20 protein-coding genes are annotated in these 18796 nt (G+C 55.9%); 12 read left to right on the forward strand and 8 right to left on the reverse strand.

What is annotated here, in order from left to right; translation table 11 throughout:
* Nucleotides 1-94 precede the first annotated feature (94 nt).
* The 4 genes from YERSI8AC_RS23035 to trhO form a co-directional block, all read right to left on the reverse strand.
* Nucleotides 95-526: a YqaA family protein gene (locus YERSI8AC_RS23035; RefSeq protein ID WP_039857610.1), complete on the reverse strand. Its 432-nt coding sequence runs from the start codon at nt 524-526 to the stop codon at nt 95-97.
* 17 nt (nt 527-543) lie between these two features.
* Complete coding sequence (locus tag YERSI8AC_RS23040; RefSeq protein WP_022521329.1) at nt 544-1365, reverse strand: IclR family transcriptional regulator; 822 nt, start codon at nt 1363-1365, stop codon at nt 544-546.
* A 163-nt stretch (nt 1366-1528) separates the two neighbouring features.
* Nucleotides 1529-2335, reverse strand: a complete 807-nt coding sequence (locus YERSI8AC_RS23045; RefSeq protein WP_141440380.1) for an enoyl-CoA hydratase — start codon at nt 2333-2335, stop codon at nt 1529-1531.
* A gap of 97 nt (nt 2336-2432) precedes the next feature.
* Nucleotides 2433-3383 carry an oxygen-dependent tRNA uridine(34) hydroxylase TrhO gene (gene trhO, locus YERSI8AC_RS23050; protein WP_027957917.1) on the reverse strand — a complete coding sequence of 317 codons (951 nt, stop codon included), beginning with the start codon at nt 3381-3383 and terminating at the stop codon, nt 2433-2435.
* A gap of 210 nt (nt 3384-3593) precedes the next feature.
* Between trhO and YERSI8AC_RS23055 the strand changes: the two genes are divergently transcribed.
* The gene (locus YERSI8AC_RS23055; RefSeq protein WP_022521326.1) at nt 3594-4283 is read left to right on the forward strand and encodes a pirin family protein; all 690 of its coding nucleotides are present in this window, start codon (nt 3594-3596) and stop codon (nt 4281-4283) included.
* A gap of 85 nt (nt 4284-4368) precedes the next feature.
* On the opposite strand, the gene serA is transcribed toward YERSI8AC_RS23055, so the two are convergent.
* A complete protein-coding gene (gene serA / locus YERSI8AC_RS23060) occupies nt 4369-5613 on the reverse strand; it encodes a phosphoglycerate dehydrogenase (RefSeq protein ID WP_039857612.1) in 1245 nt (414 codons plus the stop codon).
* 250 nt (nt 5614-5863) lie between these two features.
* On the opposite strand from serA, the gene YERSI8AC_RS23065 reads away from it, so the two are divergent.
* From YERSI8AC_RS23065 to YERSI8AC_RS23095, 7 genes are all read left to right on the forward strand, one after another.
* Nucleotides 5864-6154: an exodeoxyribonuclease VII small subunit gene (locus tag YERSI8AC_RS23065; RefSeq protein WP_039857613.1), complete on the forward strand. Its 291-nt coding sequence runs from the start codon at nt 5864-5866 to the stop codon at nt 6152-6154.
* A complete protein-coding gene (ispA, locus tag YERSI8AC_RS23070; RefSeq protein ID WP_009286173.1) occupies nt 6148-7041 on the forward strand; it encodes a (2E,6E)-farnesyl diphosphate synthase in 894 nt (297 codons plus the stop codon). Before YERSI8AC_RS23065 ends, ispA begins: the two co-directional genes overlap by 7 nt.
* A gap of 2 nt (nt 7042-7043) precedes the next feature.
* On the forward strand, nt 7044-8969 hold the full coding sequence (dxs, locus tag YERSI8AC_RS23075; RefSeq protein ID WP_138799503.1) for a 1-deoxy-D-xylulose-5-phosphate synthase: 1926 nt from the start codon (nt 7044-7046) through the stop codon (nt 8967-8969).
* 32 nt (nt 8970-9001) lie between these two features.
* Nucleotides 9002-9763 (forward strand): co-chaperone DjlA, encoded by a 762-nt coding sequence (gene djlA / locus YERSI8AC_RS23080; protein ID WP_138799504.1) that lies wholly within the window; start codon nt 9002-9004, stop codon nt 9761-9763.
* Nucleotides 9764-9858: 95 nt separating this feature from the next.
* Nucleotides 9859-10302, forward strand: coding sequence for an antitoxin Xre/MbcA/ParS toxin-binding domain-containing protein (locus YERSI8AC_RS23085; RefSeq protein WP_159177699.1), 444 nt, complete (start codon nt 9859-9861; stop codon nt 10300-10302).
* Nucleotides 10302-10778 (forward strand): RES family NAD+ phosphorylase, encoded by a 477-nt coding sequence (locus YERSI8AC_RS23090; protein WP_138799505.1) that lies wholly within the window; start codon nt 10302-10304, stop codon nt 10776-10778. The genes YERSI8AC_RS23085 and YERSI8AC_RS23090 overlap by 1 nt, the downstream gene beginning before the upstream one ends.
* Before the next feature lie 106 nt (nt 10779-10884).
* Nucleotides 10885-11508, forward strand: coding sequence for a glutathione S-transferase family protein (locus YERSI8AC_RS23095; protein WP_159177700.1), 624 nt, complete (start codon nt 10885-10887; stop codon nt 11506-11508).
* A 72-nt stretch (nt 11509-11580) separates the two neighbouring features.
* Here the strand turns inward: YERSI8AC_RS23095 and cheZ are convergent, their stop codons facing one another.
* From cheZ to ribA, 3 genes are all read right to left on the reverse strand, one after another.
* Complete coding sequence (gene cheZ, locus YERSI8AC_RS23100) at nt 11581-12267, reverse strand: protein phosphatase CheZ (RefSeq protein WP_022521318.1); 687 nt, start codon at nt 12265-12267, stop codon at nt 11581-11583.
* A 282-nt stretch (nt 12268-12549) separates the two neighbouring features.
* Nucleotides 12550-13269, reverse strand: a complete 720-nt coding sequence (gene trhA, locus YERSI8AC_RS23105; protein ID WP_022521317.1) for a PAQR family membrane homeostasis protein TrhA — start codon at nt 13267-13269, stop codon at nt 12550-12552.
* A gap of 36 nt (nt 13270-13305) precedes the next feature.
* Nucleotides 13306-13941, reverse strand: coding sequence for a GTP cyclohydrolase II (gene ribA / locus YERSI8AC_RS23110; RefSeq protein WP_009286177.1), 636 nt, complete (start codon nt 13939-13941; stop codon nt 13306-13308).
* 276 nt (nt 13942-14217) lie between these two features.
* Here ribA and hemE point away from each other — a divergent pair, with 276 nt between their 5' ends.
* From hemE to YERSI8AC_RS23130, 4 genes are all read left to right on the forward strand, one after another.
* Nucleotides 14218-15330 (forward strand): uroporphyrinogen decarboxylase, encoded by a 1113-nt coding sequence (hemE, locus tag YERSI8AC_RS23115; protein ID WP_159177701.1) that lies wholly within the window; start codon nt 14218-14220, stop codon nt 15328-15330.
* Nucleotides 15330-16196, forward strand: coding sequence for a polyamine aminopropyltransferase (speE, locus tag YERSI8AC_RS23120; RefSeq protein ID WP_159177702.1), 867 nt, complete (start codon nt 15330-15332; stop codon nt 16194-16196). The genes hemE and speE overlap by 1 nt, the downstream gene beginning before the upstream one ends.
* A 269-nt stretch (nt 16197-16465) precedes the next feature.
* Nucleotides 16466-17491: an amino acid ABC transporter substrate-binding protein gene (locus YERSI8AC_RS23125; protein WP_159177703.1), complete on the forward strand. Its 1026-nt coding sequence runs from the start codon at nt 16466-16468 to the stop codon at nt 17489-17491.
* A 101-nt stretch (nt 17492-17592) separates the two neighbouring features.
* A complete protein-coding gene (locus YERSI8AC_RS23130; RefSeq protein WP_141440375.1) occupies nt 17593-18783 on the forward strand; it encodes an amino acid ABC transporter permease in 1191 nt (396 codons plus the stop codon).
* The last annotated feature ends 13 nt before the right edge of the window (nt 18784-18796 follow it).

Genomic DNA, 18796 nt, shown 5'->3' on the forward strand with positions numbered 1-18796 from the left:
AATAATAGGCAGCCCAAGTTGCTTACACTCTACACTGCCAGCGCCGCTTGTGAAAAAGTTGTACAGGTTAACATGACTTGATTAATAAGGCGTTTCACTGGCAAAGCGATAATAGCCACTGCTGTGCCAGCAGTAACACCACCGCGTAACGCGTACCTTTAGCGACCACAATCCACGCTAGCGCCCGCCACCAGGGCAGCCGGAAAACGCCGGCCAGTACAGTGAGAGGGTCACCAATAATCGGTGCCCAGGAAACCAGCAGGCTTAGCTCGCCAAAGCGATGATACCAGCGCTCCGCTCGGGCTAAGCTGCGTGGCGAGGCCGGAAACCAGCGGCGATCTTGAAACTGACGCGCATAGCGGCCCATCGCCACGTTGATCATGCTGCCGAGAGTGTTGCCCGCCGTGGCCACCGCCCACAGCCCCAGAGGCGGTTCGCCGAGACACCACAGCCGCGCTAGCCACACTTCCGACCCACCGGGAAGCAGCGTGGCGCTGACCAGGGCGACAAAAAACAGGCTTAGCATAGACTCAGTGAGCCACGTTAACGTGGCACCTGCCCACCCAACTGCTGGGTTATCTCATCGGCCGTTTGGCGAACCAGCGCCCCCAGGGTGAGTAAGCGAGCTTCCGGGATGCGCGCCACCGGGCCAGAAACCGAGATCGCCGCCAACGGCGTGCCATGCTCATCAAACACACAGGCGGCCACGCAGTGCAGGCCAATGGCATGCTCTTCACGGTCACAGGCAAAGCCTTGGGCGCGAATCTGCTCTGTTTCCATTTGAAGTGTGTCGGATTGATAGAGCGTATTGGCGGTCACTCTTGCCAACTCGCTGCCATCCAGCAGTTTGGCGCGCTCATCATCGGGCATCCACGCTAGCAGCGCTTTACCTACGCCGGAGGCATGCAGCGGCGCGCGGGAACCTAGGCGGGTGATCATACGCATCATTTGCGGTGATTCATGCTGCGCTAAAAATACCGCCGTGACCCCATCGCGAATGCCCAAATTAGCGGTCTCGCCGGTCTCAGCGGTTAAACGGCGTAGAAAAGGGCGACTTGTGGCCACCACGTCGCGGGCTTCAAGAAAGCTATTGCCGATACGGAAGGTTTTGACATCGATGCGCCATAGGCCTTGCTCGTTCTCCTGGGTCACAAACCCCTGACTCTGCAAGGCTTGCAGCAAGCGGTGGGTGGTAGAGGGCGCCAACTCAGCCATCTCCGCCACATCTGAAAGGGCTAAACCAAGCGGGCTGGCCGCAAGGTACTCCAACAGCGTTAAGCCACGCACCAACGACTGGCTATGGCCTCCGCTAGCTTTGGCGGTACTCGCCGGACGACCGACCGTCCTGCGTTTGGCTTCACTCACTTGGCTTTCTCCAAATAGGCACTGCTAAAAGACGCTCCCAAAAGCGCTCCTACTACTTACTAAAAGCGCCCTTGCTGACGACGGCTTCCCTAAAATACAAAGGGCGTCAGGATAACGTGACAACATGGCAATTGTCGCGTTTACGGAAACGAATTCCATTCATTCAGCGATGGTTCCAGCGCGGTAGCCGCTTAGCTATAAACGCATCGATCCCCTCACCCACATCCTCGGCTAACATATTGCAGGCCATGGTTTCCCCGGCAAAGGCGTAGGCTTCGTCGAGCGGCATGCTCAACTGACGGGCAAACATGGTTTTTCCGGTGCGCACTGCAACGGCACTTTTCGCGCAGATACTGGTGGCCAGGGCTTCAGTTGCTTCGTCCAGCGCGTCATCATCTGCCACGCGGTTAATCAACCCCCACTCAGCGGCTTGATCAGCACTGATAAACTCCCCGGTAAGCAGCATCTCCATGGCGTGTTTACGCGCAACGTTGCGGGAAAGTGCTACCGCAGGAGTAGAACAAAACAGGCCAACATTGATGCCGGAAACAGCAAAGCGTGCGCTGCGTTCCGCCACCGCCAGATCACAGCTCGCCACCAGTTGGCAGCCCGCAGCGGTGGCTATGCCCTGCACTTTGGCGATGACCGGCACAGGCAAGTGCACAATGGCCTGCATCACTTCGCTACAGCGGGCAAACAGCGCTTGATAGTAGGCTTTATCGGGGTTGGCACGCATCTGCTTCAGATCATGCCCGGCGCAGAAGGCTTTGCCTTCGGCGGCAAGTACCACACAGCGCACGCTGCTATCGTTGGCAATTTCGGCTAACGCGTCGTGAAGCGCTTGCAACATGGCTTCCGAGAGCGCGTTAAAGCGCTCTGGCGCGCTCATCGTCAGCGTTGTGACGCCTTGGTGGTCAAAACGTTGTAGGAGGGAGGCCGTTGTGGAAAGGTCATCAGTGGTGATGGGCATGGTGAACTCCTGAGGTTGAGTAACACTTTGCCCATCAGTCTAGCGCACAAGCTTTACGTACGTTTTTGTTTAAAAATCTTGCCTACAGTGCGCTACTTCATTTTTTCATTAGGCGGGTGTCGCGGCCTAAGGGGTGCGGCTCGCCGCGCTGTTTGGCTAAATCGATTTGGCGTTGGCGCTCACGGGCCGCCGCGCGGGTCTTCTCCGGCAACGAGTCGATGCAGTGGGGGCAGCTAATGCCCGGTTCGTATGCAGAAGACTGCATATCTTCTGCGGAGATGGGCATGCGGCAAGCGTGGCACTGCTCGAACTCGCCTTTGCTTAAGTCGTGGCGAACCGTCACCCGGTTGTCGAACACAAAACACTCACCGCGCCACAGCGACTGCTCTTCCGGGACTTTTTCCAGGTAGTTCAGCACGCCGCCTTTTAAGTGGTAGACCTCTTCAAAGCCTTCTTTAAGCATAAAGCTGGAGGCTTTTTCACAGCGGATGCCGCCGGTGCAGAACATGGCCACTTTCTTATGCTTTTCCGGGTCGTAGTGCTCGCGCACGTACTCGGGAAACTCGCGGAATGTGGTGGTTTTAGGATCGATCGCCCGCTCAAAGCTGCCAATCGCCACTTCGTAATCATTGCGGGTATCGATCACCAGTACTTCCGGGTCGGCAATGATGTCGTTCCAGTTTTCCGGCTCGACGTAAGTGCCCACGGTATCGTTAGGGTCGATATCCGGCACGCCGAGGGTGACGATTTCTTTTTTGAGTTTGACCTTGGTGCGGTAGAACGGCGTTTCGTCACAAAAAGACTCTTTGTGATCAATATCAGCCAAGCGTGGGTCAGCAGTCAGCCAGGTCAACAGTGCGTCGATACCTTCGCGGCTACCCGCCACCGTGCCGTTAATGCCCTCTTTGGCGAGCAGCAGCGTGCCCTTTACATCGTTATCGAGCATGGTTTGGCGCAGCGGTTCGCGCAGCGCTTCAAAGTCATTGAGGGTGACAAATTTGTACAGCGCAGCGACCACAATGGGCGGCGTTTGAATAGTTACTGACATGCAAAACTCCTGGTAGTCACCCTCGCAAAGGGCGGACCGGGTTAGAAGAGGCCAGGATTTTACTCGAAAGCTAACCAAAAGTTTAGCGCTGGCAATCACATTTAATACATCGATTTATTCGACAGGAACGTGCAGAAAGCTTCACCCCACGGAGCGTCAGTAAGGCGTATATTGTCATTATTCAATCTCACGCAACCTGCGGAGCACACCATGATTATTCGTCGTTCAAACGAGCGGGGCTACGCCGACCACGGCTGGCTGCGTTCCTTCCATACCTTTTCCTTTGCCAACTACGTTGACCGCAACCATATGGGGTTCCGCGCTCTGCGCGTGATCAATGAAGACCGCGTAGCGGGTGGCCATGGTTTTGGCGCCCATCCTCACCGGGATATGGAGATTATCTCCTATGTGCTTGAAGGTGAGATGGAGCACAAAGACAATATGGGCAATGGCGAGGTGATGCGCCCGGGCGATGTGCAGCGCATGTCGGCGGGCACCGGCGTGCTGCACAGCGAGTTTAATCACTCCAAGGAGAACGGGCTGCACTTCCTGCAGATCTGGATTGAACCCAAGCAGCTCGGCATTAAACCCAGCTATGAGCAAAAGGCTTTTCCTAGCGCTGAGCGTCAAGGGCAATGGCGTTTAGTGGCTTCTGAAGAAGGCCGCGACGGGTCTGTGAGCATCAACCAGGATGTGAACCTTTACGCGGGTTTGTTTAACGCTGGCGAACAGGCAACAGCGCCGCCTTCGCGCTACGCTTGGCTGCATGTGGTGAACGGCGAAATGGAGATTAACGGTGAGACGCTGAGCGCAGGCGACGCCGCGGCGTTCCAACCGGATGAGGCGATAAACCTTACCGGCAAGGAAGCAGGCGAAGTGCTGCTGTTTGATCTTGCTTAAAGACCGAACCTACTAAACTGCCTAAACCGAAACGGCGCCTCGCAAGAGGCGCCGTTTTTACAGCCAACTTATTTAACCAATTGCGTTAGCTATTTTGCGCCGAGTAGAGCGCACGAATTTTCAGCGTGTGATCCACTTGCTTCAATGCTTCCAGCGCCTGGGGGCCGTAGGCTTTATCTACATCAATGACCACATAACCGACTTTTTCATTGGTCTGCAGGTATTGACCGGAGATGTTGATGTCATTTTCAGACAGCACGCGGTTAATCTGCGACAGCACGCCCGGTACGTTATCGTGAATATGCAGCAAACGGTGCTTGTCCGGGTGAGCGGGCAGCGCCACCTCGGGGAAGTTGACCGAGGTCACGGTGGTGCCGTTATCAGAGTAAGTAATCAGCTTTTCTGACACTTCAATACCGATATTCTCCTGAGCTTCCAGGGTAGAGCCACCGATATGCGGGGTCAGAATCACATTCTCCAAGCCACGCAGCGGGCTCTCAAACTCTTCTTCGTTGCCTTTCGGCTCTACCGGGAAGACGTCAATCGCCGCGCCGTTGAGATTGCCTGCTTTAAGCGCTTCGGCAAGCGGTTCGATTTCAACGACGCTACCGCGGGAGGCATTAATAAAGATCGCGCCGGGCTTCATGGCAGCGATCTCTTTTGCGCCGATCATCCAGCGGGTAGAGGCAAGGTCAGGCACGTGCAGGCTAATGACATCGGAACGACCCAGCAGCTCTTCAAGGCTTGCTACCTGGTTTGCATTACCCATACCCAGCTTGGCGATGACATCATAGTAAATGACGTTAAAGCCCAGCGATTCGGCCAGCACCGAAAGTTGCGCACCGATGCTGCCGTAGCCAACGATACCCAGCGTTTTACCGCGCGCTTCGTGGGAGTTCTTCGCTGACTTCAGCCAGCCACCCTGGTGAGCGCGGGCATTTTTCTCTGGGATACCGCGCAGTAGCATAATCGCTTCTGCCAGCACCAGCTCGGCCACCGAACGGGTATTGGAGTACGGCGCGTTAAATACCGCGATACCGCGGGTGAGGGCAGCGGTTAAATCGACCTGATTGGTGCCGATACAGAAACAGCCAACGCCGACTAGCTTCTCTGCCGCCTCGAACACGCGCTCCGTTAACTGGGTGCGGGAACGAATACCAATGAAGTGAACATCGCGGATCTTTTCGATCAGCGCATCCTCATCAAGGGACGTCGGCAGGTGCTCAATATTGGCGTACCCTGACGTGTGAAAATTGTCCACCGCACTTTGGTGGACGCCCTCGAGTAGCAGGATCTTGATCTTGCTCTTGTCCAGGGACGTTTTGGCCATGGCTGAATCAACCTCTATGGTCGGCGGCATGCGCCGTGTATCGGTTCACGGGAGGCGCATATCGTAGCACAGCCCGCATCGTTCAGGCCGGGTGTGAATGATGAAAAGTCTGCGTGGTGACAATGAATGGATCGCAAGTCGCGCAACAAGCTGTATTGAAGAGGGCAGACGCCGCCCCCCAGCCTCGGTGTATACTGTGGGCTTATTTAAGCTTATTTAAAAAAACATACCGGTTTACAGGCACCCCCCAATGAGTGACACGACATCACCCCCACAGGACTTTGCCGCGACGGTTGAGCAACTCGAAACCATCGTTGAACGTCTCGAGTCAGGCGAGCTCTCATTGGAAGATGCACTGACCGCGTTTGAACAGGGCGTGCGGCTGACCCGCGATGCCCAGCAGCGCCTGGATAGCGCCGAACTCAAGGTGCGGGCGCTGAGTGAAGATAGCGAAGGACGTTTAAACGTAACGCCCTTTACTGGCCCCGACGACCCTAAGGATGCGGCCGAGAATGAGAGCAAGGAGACGCCCCCATGGTAGCCATGCAGCCTAGCCAGCTTGCCACCCTGCGTCAGACCAGCAATGCCCGCGTAGATGCCACCCTAGCGGCGCTGTTTGATAACCGCCCAGCGGTAGCGCCACGCCTCGAGGCGGCAATGCGCCATGGCCTGCTGGCCGGCGGCAAACGCCTGCGACCGCTACTGGTGTATATGGCTGGTCAGGCACTCGGTGCTAAAGACGATGCTCTGGATGCCCCCGCCGCGGCCATTGAGCTAATCCACGCTTACTCGTTGATCCATGATGATCTTCCAGCCATGGATGACGACGACCTGCGTCGTGGTCAGCCCACTGTGCATAAAGCCTTTGATGAAGCGAGTGCGATTCTGGCCGGAGACGCCCTGCAGGCGCTGGCCTTCGAAGTGTTGGCCAGCAATGCGCACCCCCGGCTGAGCCATTTGGTGCACACCCTGGCCTCCGCCTCTGGCCGTGATGGCATGGTGGCGGGGCAGGCGCTGGATTTAGACGCCGTCGGCGATCACCCAGATGTCGATGCCCTGGCCCACATGCACGCCCATAAAACCGGCGCACTGATCGTCGCTGCAGTGCGTTTGGGCGGCCTGGTAGCCGTCGACGACGATGACCCGCGCTTAGACGCGCTTACTCGCTACGCCCGCGCCATTGGTCTAGCCTTTCAGATTCACGACGACATCCTAGATGTGACCGGCGATACCGTTACCCTAGGCAAAACGTCAGGCGCCGATGCCGCACGCGCCAAGCCCACCTACCCCAGCCTGCTGGGGTTAGCGGGTGCTCAACGCAAAGCGCACAGCCTGATTGACGAGGCCATTGCCGCACTCGCCCCATTAGGCGAGCGTGCTGCACCGCTGGCCGACTTAGCCCACTACATGATCGAGCGCGACCACTAAAGATGCCCATGAAGCTGTTCGACGAAATCCCCCGCGAGCGCCCAACGACGCCGCTGCTCGACTCCTTTGACCACCCCGCCGCGCTGCGGGCCATGAATGCCTCCCAGCTCGCCCAACTGGCCGACGAGCTACGCGCCTACCTGCTCTATAGCGTGGGTGTTTCCGGCGGTCACTTTGGCGCTGGGCTCGGCGTGGTCGAGCTGAGCGTTGCCCTGCACCATGTCTACCAAACGCCCCACGACCGACTAGTGTGGGACGTGGGCCATCAGGCCTACCCGCACAAGATTCTCACCGGCCGCCGCGAGGCCATGCTAAGTATTCGCCAGCACGGCGGTCTGGCAGCATTTCCACGCCGCGCCGAGTCCGAGTACGACACCTTTGGCGTCGGCCACTCCAGCACGTCGATTTCGGCGGCATTGGGTATGGCACTGGCAGCGAAGGCACAGGGCGATAAGCGTCACGTGTGCGCGATTATTGGCGACGGCGCATTGACCGCCGGCATGGCCTTTGAAGCCCTCGCCCACGCTGGCCACGTGAATGCCAATCTATTGGTAGTGCTCAACGACAACGAGATGTCGATTTCCGAGAACGTCGGCGGCATGGCGACCTACCTAGCTCGGGTGCTCTCCAGCAAGCCCTACCTGAAAATACGCGAAGAGAGTAAAAAAGTGCTTTCGCACCTGCCCGGCGCCCTGGAACTTGCCCGGCGCACTGAAGGGCACATGAAAGGCATGGTCAGCCCCGCCACGCTGTTTGAAGAGATGGGTTTTAACTACGTAGGCCCCATTGATGGCCATGACCTAGACGCGTTAACCCATACGATCGAAAACCTGCGCGACCTCGACGGCCCGCAGTTTCTGCATATCAAGACGGTGAAAGGCAAAGGCTTTCTGCCCGCCGAAGCGGATCAGATTGGCTACCACGCTATTACTAAGCTGGAAAAACCCGAAACGCTAGCCAACGCGACTACGGTCAAGAAACCGGTGGTTACCCCGCCACCCGCGAAGAAAAAATACTGCAATGTGTTCGGCGAATGGCTGTGCGATATGGCGGCAAGCGACAAGCGCCTGATGGCCATTACCCCCGCCATGCGCGAAGGCTCCGACCTGATTCGCTTTTCAAAAGAGTACCCTCAGCGCTATTTCGATGTGGCGATTGCTGAGCAGCATGCGGTAACGCTCGCGGCGGGTATGGCCTGCGAAGGCATGAAACCCGTGGTGGCGATTTACTCCACCTTTCTGCAGCGCGGCTACGACCAGTTGATTCATGACGTTGCCGTGCAGAACCTGGACGTCACTTTCGCCATTGATCGCGCGGGCCTGGTGGGCGAAGACGGCCCCACGCACCACGGCAGCATGGATCTCTCCTTTCTGCGCTGTGTGCCCGGCATGGTGGTTCTGGCCCCGGCGGATGAAGCCGAGTGCCGCGCCATGCTCAGTGCCGCCTATCACCACCCTGGTCCTGCTGCTGTGCGCTACCCCCGTGGCACCGGCCCAGGTGCGGAAATTCCCGCGCATCTTGAGCCACTCGCCATTGGCAAAGCGGAAGTGCGCCGCCATGCCGACAACGATGGTGTGCGTATTGCGCTGCTCGCCTTTGGCAGCCTCAACAGCGCCGCAGCGGAAGTCGCCGAACGACTCAATGCAACCCACATCAATATGCGCTCCATCAAACCGCTGGATCGCGATGCAGTGCTGCACGCTGCCGACGAGCACGAACTATTGGTGACACTGGAAGAAAATGTGGTTGCCGGTGGCGCAGGTAGCGCCGTGAATGAGCTGCTCCACGCCGAAGGCGTTCAGGTGGAAGTGCTCAATCTCGGCCTGCCGGACGCCTTTGTAGAGCACGGCACTCCCGCGCAGCTGCTTGCCGACTGTCAACTGGATATCGAAGGCATTGAGCAGGCTATTCGCGCTCGACTGCCATAAGCCATTATTTTTTAAATTACTTTGAGACTAATATGCTATTTCTAATTATTATTTTCGCCTTGATTGGCCTTGCGTTTGGAGGCCCGGTAGGGCTGCTGATTGGCGGTGGCCTGGGCTGGTGGCTAGGCAAGCGCCTTAGCCGTCGCCTGAATATCGCCCGGATGCGCATCCAGGAAGGCTTTTTGGAGTCGATCTTCTCGGTGATGGGCTGCCTATGCCAAGCCGACGGTAAAGTGACCGAAGGCGAGCTGGACGTTGCCGAAAAGCTGTTTGATCAAATGCACCTCCAGGGCGAACAGCGCGCCAAGGCCCGAGCCGCCTTTGAGCGTGGTCGCGCCGATGACTTCGATCTAGACGCCGAGCTGGCCACCGTTAACCGCTTAACCCAACGCCAGCCGGTACTGCGCCAGGTATTTATCCAGGTTCAGCTTTCTGCTATCGCCGCAGATGGCGTGCTTCACCCCGCCGAGCACGAGATGATTCTACGTGTCGCCCGGGGAGTAGGCTGCAGCGACGCCGAAGTTCAGCAGATCGAAGCGATGTTGCACGGCGCGGCCGCGAACTCTCAAGGCGCCAGCGAAGAGGCTCTCAAGGACGCTTACCGCGTATTGGGGGTTTCTGATGACGCCAGCGATGCTGAAATCAAAAAAGCCTACCGCCGTCTGATGAGCCAAAACCACCCGGACAAACTGGCCGGCAAAGGCCTGCCCGAGAGCATGCGTGATATCGCACAGGCGCGCACCAGCGAAATCGGCAATGCCTACGAGCGGATCCGCGAGGCGAGGGAGGGATAAAGAGAAAGGATACTCAGAAGCGCTGAAAACATTTTGATGGAAAGCCATCATCAAAATGATGCATACTTCTATAGCGTTCAGCGAAGGAGGTACTTATGGAAGCGCTCGAACATTATTCCAATAGCCAGCAAGCTGTTAGTGGCGTTAGCGTATCGGTTAATGTGCTGACGGATAAGATCGCCTTTATTCACGCGGTGCGCGTCGGTGTCCCAGGCAGCGTGGTAAAACAAGCGATTCAGGCAATGGGCAATAATCGTGAACTGTTTGTCAGACTGCTGGAAACCACGCCAGGCAATTTGCATCGCTTCTACCATCGCAAAGCTCTAAGCCGCACCGACAGCGAAGAGGTGCTGGATGTGTTGCGCGTGCTTTACCATGCTCAAACTGTTTTTGGCGATACCGCTAGAGCCCATGAGTGGCTAAATACGCCGATTCCTGCGCTGGCGGGCGAGACGCCTTTGAATCTTTTTGATACTTTCGAAGGTCGCCAGTTAGTGAGGGAAGCGCTGCGTAAAATTGAGTTCGGTGAATTTAGCTAATGAAGCTATACCGCATCGCTCCCGAACGCTATATGAATAATTTAAGCGGCCTTGGCGCCAGCTACCGGGATGGCGCAAGATGGAACGCTCCAGGCAACCCTGTCGTCTATTTCGGCACCTCTGCAAGCGTAGCGATGCTGGAACTCGGTAATTATCTGCCCTCTCCCCGCTTGCTACCCGCCAACTACCGGTTAGGTATTTTCGAGCTCCCCGACGATACCGGTAGGGACATCTGGCCCCAGCACCAGTTACCCGACGATTGGCACCACTACCCCTACCCTGAAAGCACTCAAACACTAGGCACTGCATGGCTGCAGCGTTGCGATACGCTGATGCTGCTAGTTCCCAGCTGTGCTGTACCCGGTGCAATGGAGAATATTGCCGTCATTAACCCTCTCCACCCCACCATTACCGATATTCACTTAATAGAAACTCGCCAAGACATTTATAACCAGCGCTTATTCAGGGGCATTTAAGCTTAATTCTATAGGTTGCAGTGCAGCCTGTTAGGCCTCTACTACATTTAGAAAAAAACCGTCGCAAAGACAACAACAAGAAGATTAAGGGTACTAAGGAGCCGTAATGGTCACGCTATACACATTCCCCCACTCCCGCTCGCTACGAGCAGCGTGGACACTTGAAGAGTTAGGCCTAGAGTATCAGTGCCAGCATGTGGCGCTGGATAAAGGCGAGGGGCAAACAGCCGCGCATTTGGCGCGTCACCCGGATGGCAAGGTGCCAGTTCTTGAAGATGGAGAAGTATCGCTATTTGAATCAGTGCCGATTTGCCGTTATCTAGCGGAGCAATATGGCGACGGCACCCTCCTACCCAGCAGCCCTGCCGCTCGCGCTCAGGTCGACCAGTGGCTCAGCTTTATCGTCACCGAAATGGAGCAGCCACTGTGGAATCAAGCCAAGCATAAGTTTGCCCTGCCCACAGATAAACGCGTTCCCGCTATTTTGCCGGTCTGCGCATGGGAGTTTCAGCGTGCGCTAAGCGCGCTGGAGCGCCGCTACAACGGGCAAGAAAACTTGGTGGGTAACACCTTTACCCTTGCGGATCTGTTTTTAACCCATACCTTATCGTGGGCGGTCAGCATGAAGCACCGCTTACCCGAACCGCTATTTGCCTATCGCGAACGCCATATTCAGCGCGCCGCGATGGCTAGAGCAATCGAAAAAGAGCAGGCAGCAGCAGAGAGTTAATCAACATCTAAACGCTTTAAAAACCGTTGCTGGCAGTATGTGGCAACGGTTTTTAAACTAGTCGGGCGTTGCTTAAAAGCCAAGATCATCAAGCAAATCGTCTACTTGATCCTGCCCTGCCACCACATCCGTCTTATTTTGGTTCACCTGCGGCCCGTTACGAAGCTTGGCATGTTCATCGCGGTCATCTTCCATCTTAACGCCGTCGGTGACGTGAGGAACATTATCGACCAGCACCTGAACAAGCTGCTCTTCGATGAGCTTGATGACTTCCATCATTTTCTTAATCACCTGACCGGTGAGATCCTGAAAGTCTTGGGCCATCATGATTTCAAGCAGCTCTTTTTGAGTAGCCCCGGTTGCGGTGGGAAGCTTACTGCTCAAAAAGTTCTGTGTATCCTCGACGAGCTTAGCATCACCTTCTACTGCCGCGAGCTTAGCTGCCGCCGCCTGCCAGCGCTCATTAAGCGCAGCGCCTTCTTCTTCAAGGCTGTCTTGCACCGGTTGAGCGCGCTCAACGGCATTCAATGCCCGCTCTGCGGCCTGCTCCGTCATTGAGGCAACGTAATTGAGCCGGTCATTAGCATCCGGTATTGCCTGCGCCGCCTGGCTAATCTGCTGATCTAGGCCCAGCTCTTTCATGCTGTCCCGCAGTAGGCGCGTTAAGTGGCCTATGCGATGCACCATCTCATCAGTACTGTCTTTTTTGCCCAGTACCGACGGCATCGTCGTGTCGTGGGCGTTGTTAACAGTGCTCATGACAATCCTCTTGTTGGAAAAGCTTATTGAATGTCGTTTTGGGTGTGGCAATAGACATCACTATACGAACCCACTGTGTTTTTTTCAGGATGCACGGCGTTAAATACATCAAGGTCTGCATCTAAACCTGATACTACTGTCGGCTCAACATCCTAAAACTTAAGTTTAACGTTTAGTCTACAGTGGGAAACTGCGAGTTACAGGTATTTTTAACCCCTTAAAAACCATCTAATTTACAGGCGGGTTCAAGCAGGCAATGATTCGAAGTCGAGCGATTAACCATTAAGCAGCTGAAACGTGCGGTAGAACGGCGCTATAAACAGCAAAGTAGTGACAGATGCTGCCAGCCACTACAAATAGATGCCAAATCGCATGGTTGTAGGGAATCGCACGCACGGCGTAGAAAATCACCCCTAGCGTGTAGGTAATTCCTCCCGCGGCCAGTAGGGCAATGCCGGTCGTTGAAAGACTCGCCGCCATCTCTCCTGATGCCAGCACGATCATCCAGCCCATGAGCAGATAAATCGCCACACGTAATATCGAAAAACGTTGAGGCCATAGCAGTATGCAGGCAATGCCCACCAACGCCAGCGACCACACGGCGGCAAACAAAACCCAGCCTGTAGTGCCGCGCATATTGACGAGTAAAAAGGGCGTGTAAGTACCTGCGATGAGTAAATAAATCGCGCAGTGATCAAGTAACTGAAAGCGCTGCTTCCAGCGCCGATGAGGGATGCCGTGGTAAAGGGTAGAGGCGGTATAAAGCAGGACTAGCGTGGTGCCGTACAGGCTCAGGCTGACAATTTTCCACGGGTCGACATGGGCGGCGTAACTCGCCGCAACCAACAGTACTACCATTCCCACCAAACTGAGCACAGCACCGATACCGTGGGTGATACTGTGCAGCCACTCTTCGAATACACTGAATTCGCCCTGCTCTTCGGGAAGGTTTTCACGCTGCTGTTTATACTGCTTGTACTGCTCCTTACTGACGGCGTTCATCCTGGAGCGCTCCTCGCATGCCATCCCCCACTCGTATCACCCCTTGCGCTCAATATCCACATCACTGGCGTGGGTGAAGTCATCCAAAGCCATCATATGACCAAGCTTGCCCGCTTTGGTTGAGAGATACTGCTCGTTATGAGGGTTCAGGCCGGTGGTGATCGACAAACGTTCGACGACATTCACGCCGTCGCGGGTGAGGGCATCCACCTTGCGCGGATTGTTGGTCATGAGCCTTAACGCTGTGATGCCCAAATGGTTAAGCATCGGCACGCACAGATCATAGCGGCGCATGTCGGCGCCAAAACCGAGCTGCTCGTTGGCCTCGACCGTATCAGCACCTTGATCTTGCAGGTGGTAGGCACGAATTTTGTTTAACAGGCCTATTCCCCGCCCCTCTTGGCGCAGGTAAAACAGCACGCCGCGGCCCTCTTCAGCGATGCGTTTTAGCGCTTCCTGGAGCTGATAGCCACAGTCGCAGCGCATGGAGAAGAGAGCGTCACCGGTCAAACACTCGGAGTGCACCCGCCCCAACACCGGCTCGCCGCCGGTCACATCACCCAACGTTAAGGCGATATGATCCTTGCCGGTAGCCTCATCTTCGAAGCCATGCATAGTAAACGTTGCCCAGGGCGTGGGCAGCCGGGAAGCGGCAATGAAGCGAATGGTCACAGGTTACCTCGCTGATTGACCAAACCAGTTAACCACACCAGTGTTGGCAAAGTGGGCCAGTATTCTAACAGGAAGCGGCGCCCGCCTCACGCTGACAAAGCGACTAAATAATGGAGAAAAATTGGCCGGGTGCGACGATTTTTGCCATCGAGTACGCCGCCCTAACACCTATCTTCAAGTACAATTGCCCTCATACGATCCCCAAAACGGTTTCTAGTACGCTCCCAAGTACGGTTTCCAATACGATGCGGGCAAATTTCCTAAGAGCAAGTGTCTATGACCACTACACCTTTGCAAAATGATCGCTTTCTTCGCGCACTAGCGCGCCAGCCCGTCGACCGCACCCCGGTGTGGATGATGCGTCAAGCGGGCCGCTACCTGCCGGAATACCGCGCCAGCCGGGCCGATGCGGGCAGTTTTATGGATCTTTGCCGCAACCATGACCTGGCCTGCGAAGTCACCCTGCAGCCCTTGGAGCGTTACCCGCTTGATGCGGCCATTCTGTTTTCAGATATTCTGACCATTCCAGATGCCATGGGCTTGGGGCTCTATTTTGAAACCGGCGAAGGCCCAAAATTCCGCAAAACCGTGCGTACACAGGAAGAAGTCGCCGCGCTAAGCGTGCCCGACGCCGAGCGCGACCTGGATTACGTGATGCGTGCGGTGTCGACCATTCGTCGTGAGCTGAACGGCCGCATGCCGCTGATCGGCTTCTCAGGCAGCCCCTGGACGCTGGCGACTTACATGGTGGAGGGCGGCTCCAGCAAGGACTTCCGCCATCTGAAAACCATGCTTTACGATACCCCGGATTCCATGCACCAGTTGCTGGATACGCTGGCGCATGCGGTAACTGACTACCTGAACGCCCAAATTCGCGCGGGCGCCCAAGCGGTGCAGATTTTTGATACCTGGGGCGGCGCACTTTCTACCCCTGCGTACCTTGAGTTCTCGCTGCGCTACATGGAGCAGATCGTTTCGGGACTGATCCGCGAGCACGACGGTCGCCGCGTACCGGTGATTCTCTTCACCAAAAACGGCGGCCAGTGGCTTGAGCATATCGCCTGCGCCGGTGCCGATGCATTGGGGATCGACTGGTCTACCGAGCTTTCCAATGCTCGCGCTCGAGTTGGTCACAAAGTGGCGCTACAGGGCAATCTTGATCCCAACGTTCTGTTTGCCCGCCCCTCGGCTATCCGCGCTGAAGTAGCCCGCGTGCTGGAAAGCTACGGCCATGGCCCTGGCCACGTGTTTAACCTGGGCCATGGAATCAGCCAGTTTACCAACCCCGACAACGTCACTGCCTTTATGGAGGCACTGCACGAATTGAGCCCGCAGTATCACCGCGATATTCCAACGCACACAAATGCACAGCACTCAGGAGCCAATTGATGAGCGATTTACGCGACGACCAATGGTTTACCGAAGTCTTTGATAGCCACGGCAGCGCTTTCTCACTGAAGATCTCTGAAAAACTGCTGGATGTACAGAGCCAATACCAGCACCTAGAGGTCTACGCCACCGAGACCTACGGCAACCTAATGGTGCTGGACGGCTGTGTGATGCTGACTGATCGCGATAACTTCCTCTATCACGAGATGATTGCGCATCCGGCCCTGTTTACCCATCAAGACCCTAAACGGGTGGTGATTATCGGCGGTGGCGACTGCGGCACCTTAAAAGAAGTTCTCCGCCACCCAGGTGTGGAGAAAGTGACCCAAATTGATATCGACGAAGAAGTGACTAAAGCGTCTGAGCGTTTCTTCCCGTCGTTGGTAGCGTCGAATAACGACCCCCGTGCTGAACTGCTGTTCGCCGACGGCGTCAAGTGGGTGGACGATGCACCTGATGAGAGCATCGATGTGCTGATTATCGACTCCACCGACCCGGTTGGGCCCGCTGAAGGGCTGTTTAAAACCGATTTTCTCAAGCGCTGCCACCGTATTTTGAAAAGCGGCGGCGTAATGGTGCAGCAGAGCGAATCACCGCTTTACCACAGTGGCTCGATCATCCGAGAGCTGCGCAACGACATGTTGAAAGCCGGTTTTGACAGCGTTGCCACGCTGCCCTTCCCGCAGCCGGTTTATCCTTCAGGCTGGTGGAGCGTAACATTGGCGGGTAAAGCCACCGACGTGAATACGTTCCGCGAGCAGGCAGCCACCAACCACGACTTGCCGCTTGAATACTATAGCGTTGACGCCCATCGAGGTGCGCTCGCCCTTCCGCCATTTATGCGCAAGGCATTCGCAGCCGAGTAAACCACACCTAATACCTGCCTTCGTGTTACCGCCCACCTCAGCTTGCCCTATTACGGTGCAATGCGAGGAGGGCGGTAACCTTTTTTGCACCTAGACCTTCGTCTCGAATTCGTTGAGTAGCGTTGAAAAGCGCTGAATTAACGCCTGTACCCTTGTTGGCATCTTCCTTGCTAGGTTTAGTGACATGCTACGGCATGCATAACTATTTCAACTACTGGTTTCATTAACTGATTTCAGTAGCTGATTCCAATAACTTCGAGGGAAACTAGATGTTAAATAAAAAACACTTAGCGCTTCTGGCGTCCGCTGGCTCACTTAGCCTGGCGGGAATGGCAACTGCTCAAGCCGACACCCTGGAAGATACCATTGAGCGTGGCGCCGTTCAGTGTGGTGTGAGCGATGGTTTGCCGGGCTTCTCAGCTCCGGACGACGACGGTAACTGGCAAGGTATCGACGTTGATGTATGCCGCGCTGTAGCGGCAGCGGTACTCGGCGACTCAGAAGCCGTCAACTATATTTCACTCAACGCCGTAGAGCGCTTCACCGCCCTGCAATCAGGTGAAGTCGACGTTCTATCACGTAATACCACTTGGACCACCACCCGCGATACTACTCTGGGCCTGAACTTCACCGGGGTTACATTTTACGACGGCCAGGGCTTCATGGTATCCCGTGACCTGGGTATTACCGGTGCTGATGAACTCGACGGCGCCTCCATCTGCATTCAGTCTGGCACCACTACCGAGCTGAACCTGGCTGACTACTTCCGTGCTAACGACATGGAATTCAACCCGATCGTATTTGATACCTCTGAGCAAACCGTGGGTGGCTATCAGGCCGGCCGCTGTGACGTGCTAACCTCCGATACCTCTCAGCTAGCGGCGCTACGTATTCAGCTAGACGATCCTTCAGCCTCGATGATCCTGTCTGACGTTATCTCCAAAGAGCCACTAGGCCCTGTGGTTCGTCAGGGTGACGATCTTTGGTTCAACATTGTGAAATGGTCGCTGTTCGCCATGATTAACGCCGAAGAGTACGGCGTCACCAGTGAAAACGCTGAAGAAATGCTTAACTCTGAAGACCCCAACATCGCTCGCTTGCTAGGCCAAGACGGCAACTACGGTGAAGGCATGAACCTAGAAGCAGATTGGGCCTACAACATTATTAGCCAAGTGGGTAACTACGCTGAAAGCTTCGACCGCAACGTGGGCATGGGCTCGCCGCTGGAAATTGAGCGCGGTGTCAACGCCCTATGGACAGACGGCGGCTTCCAGTACGCTCCCCCGATTCGCTAAGCGTCTCGCTTGACCCCGGCCCGCCGCCCTCTTCACAGGTATCTGTTTAAAGGTCGTGGCGGGCCATTTGATTGACCTTCCGTGTAGCGGAGACGCCATCCATGTCCGTAAGACCCAACATTCGCCCCGCTGGCCACAAGCCGCCGTTTTGGCGAGACCGCGCTAAGCGCGCACTTATTTTTCAGCTTATATTGGTCGCCGTTGTCGCGGCTTTCCTGATCTATATTATCGGCAATACCCAAGCCAACCTGAATGCTCGCGGCATTACCACTGGCTTTGGCTTCCTGGGCAACACAGCCGGCTTTGGTATTGGTCAAAGCTTAATCGAGTACTCCTCCCAAAGTACCTACGGCCGCACTTTTGTGATTGGCTTGCTCAATACGCTGCTAGTCGGTGGATTGGGGGTGTTAGCTGCCTCGATTATTGGTTTTATCGTCGGTATCGCGCGGCTATCGCCCAACTGGTTGATCGCTCGGCTAGCCAATGCGTATATCGAAACGTTTCGTAATATCCCCCTGCTGCTGCAAATTTTCTTCTGGTACTTTGCTGTACTGCGGACGTTACCCAGCGCTAGAGAGAGCATGGCCTTTGGTGAAGCCATTTTCCTGAACGTGCGCGGGCTGTACCTACCTCAGCCTCTGTTCGAGTCAGGATTTGGTCTTATCCCAGCCACCTTCGTGGTGGCTATTATTGCCAGCATCGCACTGGTCATGTGGAACAAGCGCCGTCACGAAGCCACCGGCAAGCGCCTACCGGTTTTCTGGATGTCGCTGGTGATTATCTTTGGCCTACCACTGCTGGTACTGGTCGCTACAGGTGTGCCGGTGACCTGGGAGATGCCGGTACTGCGCGGCTTTAACTTCGGCGGTGGTATCACCATTATCCCTGAATTTTTGGCCCTGTGGCTGGCGCTGTCTATCTATACCGCGTCCTTCATTGCGGAGATTGTGCGCTCGGGCATCCAAGCCATCCCCCATGGCCAAACGGAAGCCGCCCAGGCATTGAGCTTGCCGCGCAAGCTAGTGCTGCGCCTAATCATCATTCCCCAGGCTATGCGCGTCATTATTCCGCCACTCACCAGCCAATACCTCAACCTGATTAAAAACTCGTCACTGGCCACCGCCATCGGCTACCCCGACCTGGTATCGGTTTTTGCCGGCACCACGCTCAACCAGACCGGTCAGGCAATCGAAGTCATTGCCATGACCATGGCGGTTTATCTGATCATCAGCTTGCTGGTGTCCATGTTCATGAACTGGTTCAACGCTCGCGTTGCGCTGGTCGAACGCTAGGCCGGAGGCGACC

Origin of the sequence: Halomonas sp. 113, from assembly GCF_904067645.1 — a bacterium.
Lineage (GTDB): Bacteria > Pseudomonadota > Gammaproteobacteria > Pseudomonadales > Halomonadaceae > Vreelandella > Vreelandella titanicae.

Bases quoted from the DNA above. Each gene is read 5' to 3' on its own strand.
- YERSI8AC_RS23095 (WP_159177700.1), top strand. From the start codon at position 10,885: ATGGTCACGCTATACACATTCCCCCACTCCCGCTCGCTACGAGCAGCG.
- trhA (WP_022521317.1), bottom strand. From the start codon at position 13,269: ATGAACGCCGTCAGTAAGGAGCAGTACAAGCAGTATAAACAGCAGCGT.
- YERSI8AC_RS23055 (WP_022521326.1), top strand. From the start codon at position 3,594: ATGATTATTCGTCGTTCAAACGAGCGGGGCTACGCCGACCACGGCTGG.
- YERSI8AC_RS23085 (WP_159177699.1), top strand. From the start codon at position 9,859: ATGGAAGCGCTCGAACATTATTCCAATAGCCAGCAAGCTGTTAGTGGC.
- YERSI8AC_RS23045 (WP_141440380.1), bottom strand. From the start codon at position 2,335: ATGCCCATCACCACTGATGACCTTTCCACAACGGCCTCCCTCCTACAA.
- djlA (WP_138799504.1), top strand. From the start codon at position 9,002: ATGCTATTTCTAATTATTATTTTCGCCTTGATTGGCCTTGCGTTTGGA.
- YERSI8AC_RS23130 (WP_141440375.1), top strand. From the start codon at position 17,593: ATGTCCGTAAGACCCAACATTCGCCCCGCTGGCCACAAGCCGCCGTTT.
- YERSI8AC_RS23035 (WP_039857610.1), bottom strand. From the start codon at position 526: ATGCTAAGCCTGTTTTTTGTCGCCCTGGTCAGCGCCACGCTGCTTCCC.
- YERSI8AC_RS23125 (WP_159177703.1), top strand. From the start codon at position 16,466: ATGTTAAATAAAAAACACTTAGCGCTTCTGGCGTCCGCTGGCTCACTT.
- hemE (WP_159177701.1), top strand. From the start codon at position 14,218: ATGACCACTACACCTTTGCAAAATGATCGCTTTCTTCGCGCACTAGCG.
- YERSI8AC_RS23090 (WP_138799505.1), top strand. From the start codon at position 10,302: ATGAAGCTATACCGCATCGCTCCCGAACGCTATATGAATAATTTAAGC.
- speE (WP_159177702.1), top strand. From the start codon at position 15,330: ATGAGCGATTTACGCGACGACCAATGGTTTACCGAAGTCTTTGATAGC.
- ispA (WP_009286173.1), top strand. From the start codon at position 6,148: ATGGTAGCCATGCAGCCTAGCCAGCTTGCCACCCTGCGTCAGACCAGC.
- YERSI8AC_RS23065 (WP_039857613.1), top strand. From the start codon at position 5,864: ATGAGTGACACGACATCACCCCCACAGGACTTTGCCGCGACGGTTGAG.
- serA (WP_039857612.1), bottom strand. From the start codon at position 5,613: ATGGCCAAAACGTCCCTGGACAAGAGCAAGATCAAGATCCTGCTACTC.
- dxs (WP_138799503.1), top strand. From the start codon at position 7,044: ATGCCCATGAAGCTGTTCGACGAAATCCCCCGCGAGCGCCCAACGACG.
- trhO (WP_027957917.1), bottom strand. From the start codon at position 3,383: ATGTCAGTAACTATTCAAACGCCGCCCATTGTGGTCGCTGCGCTGTAC.
- cheZ (WP_022521318.1), bottom strand. From the start codon at position 12,267: ATGAGCACTGTTAACAACGCCCACGACACGACGATGCCGTCGGTACTG.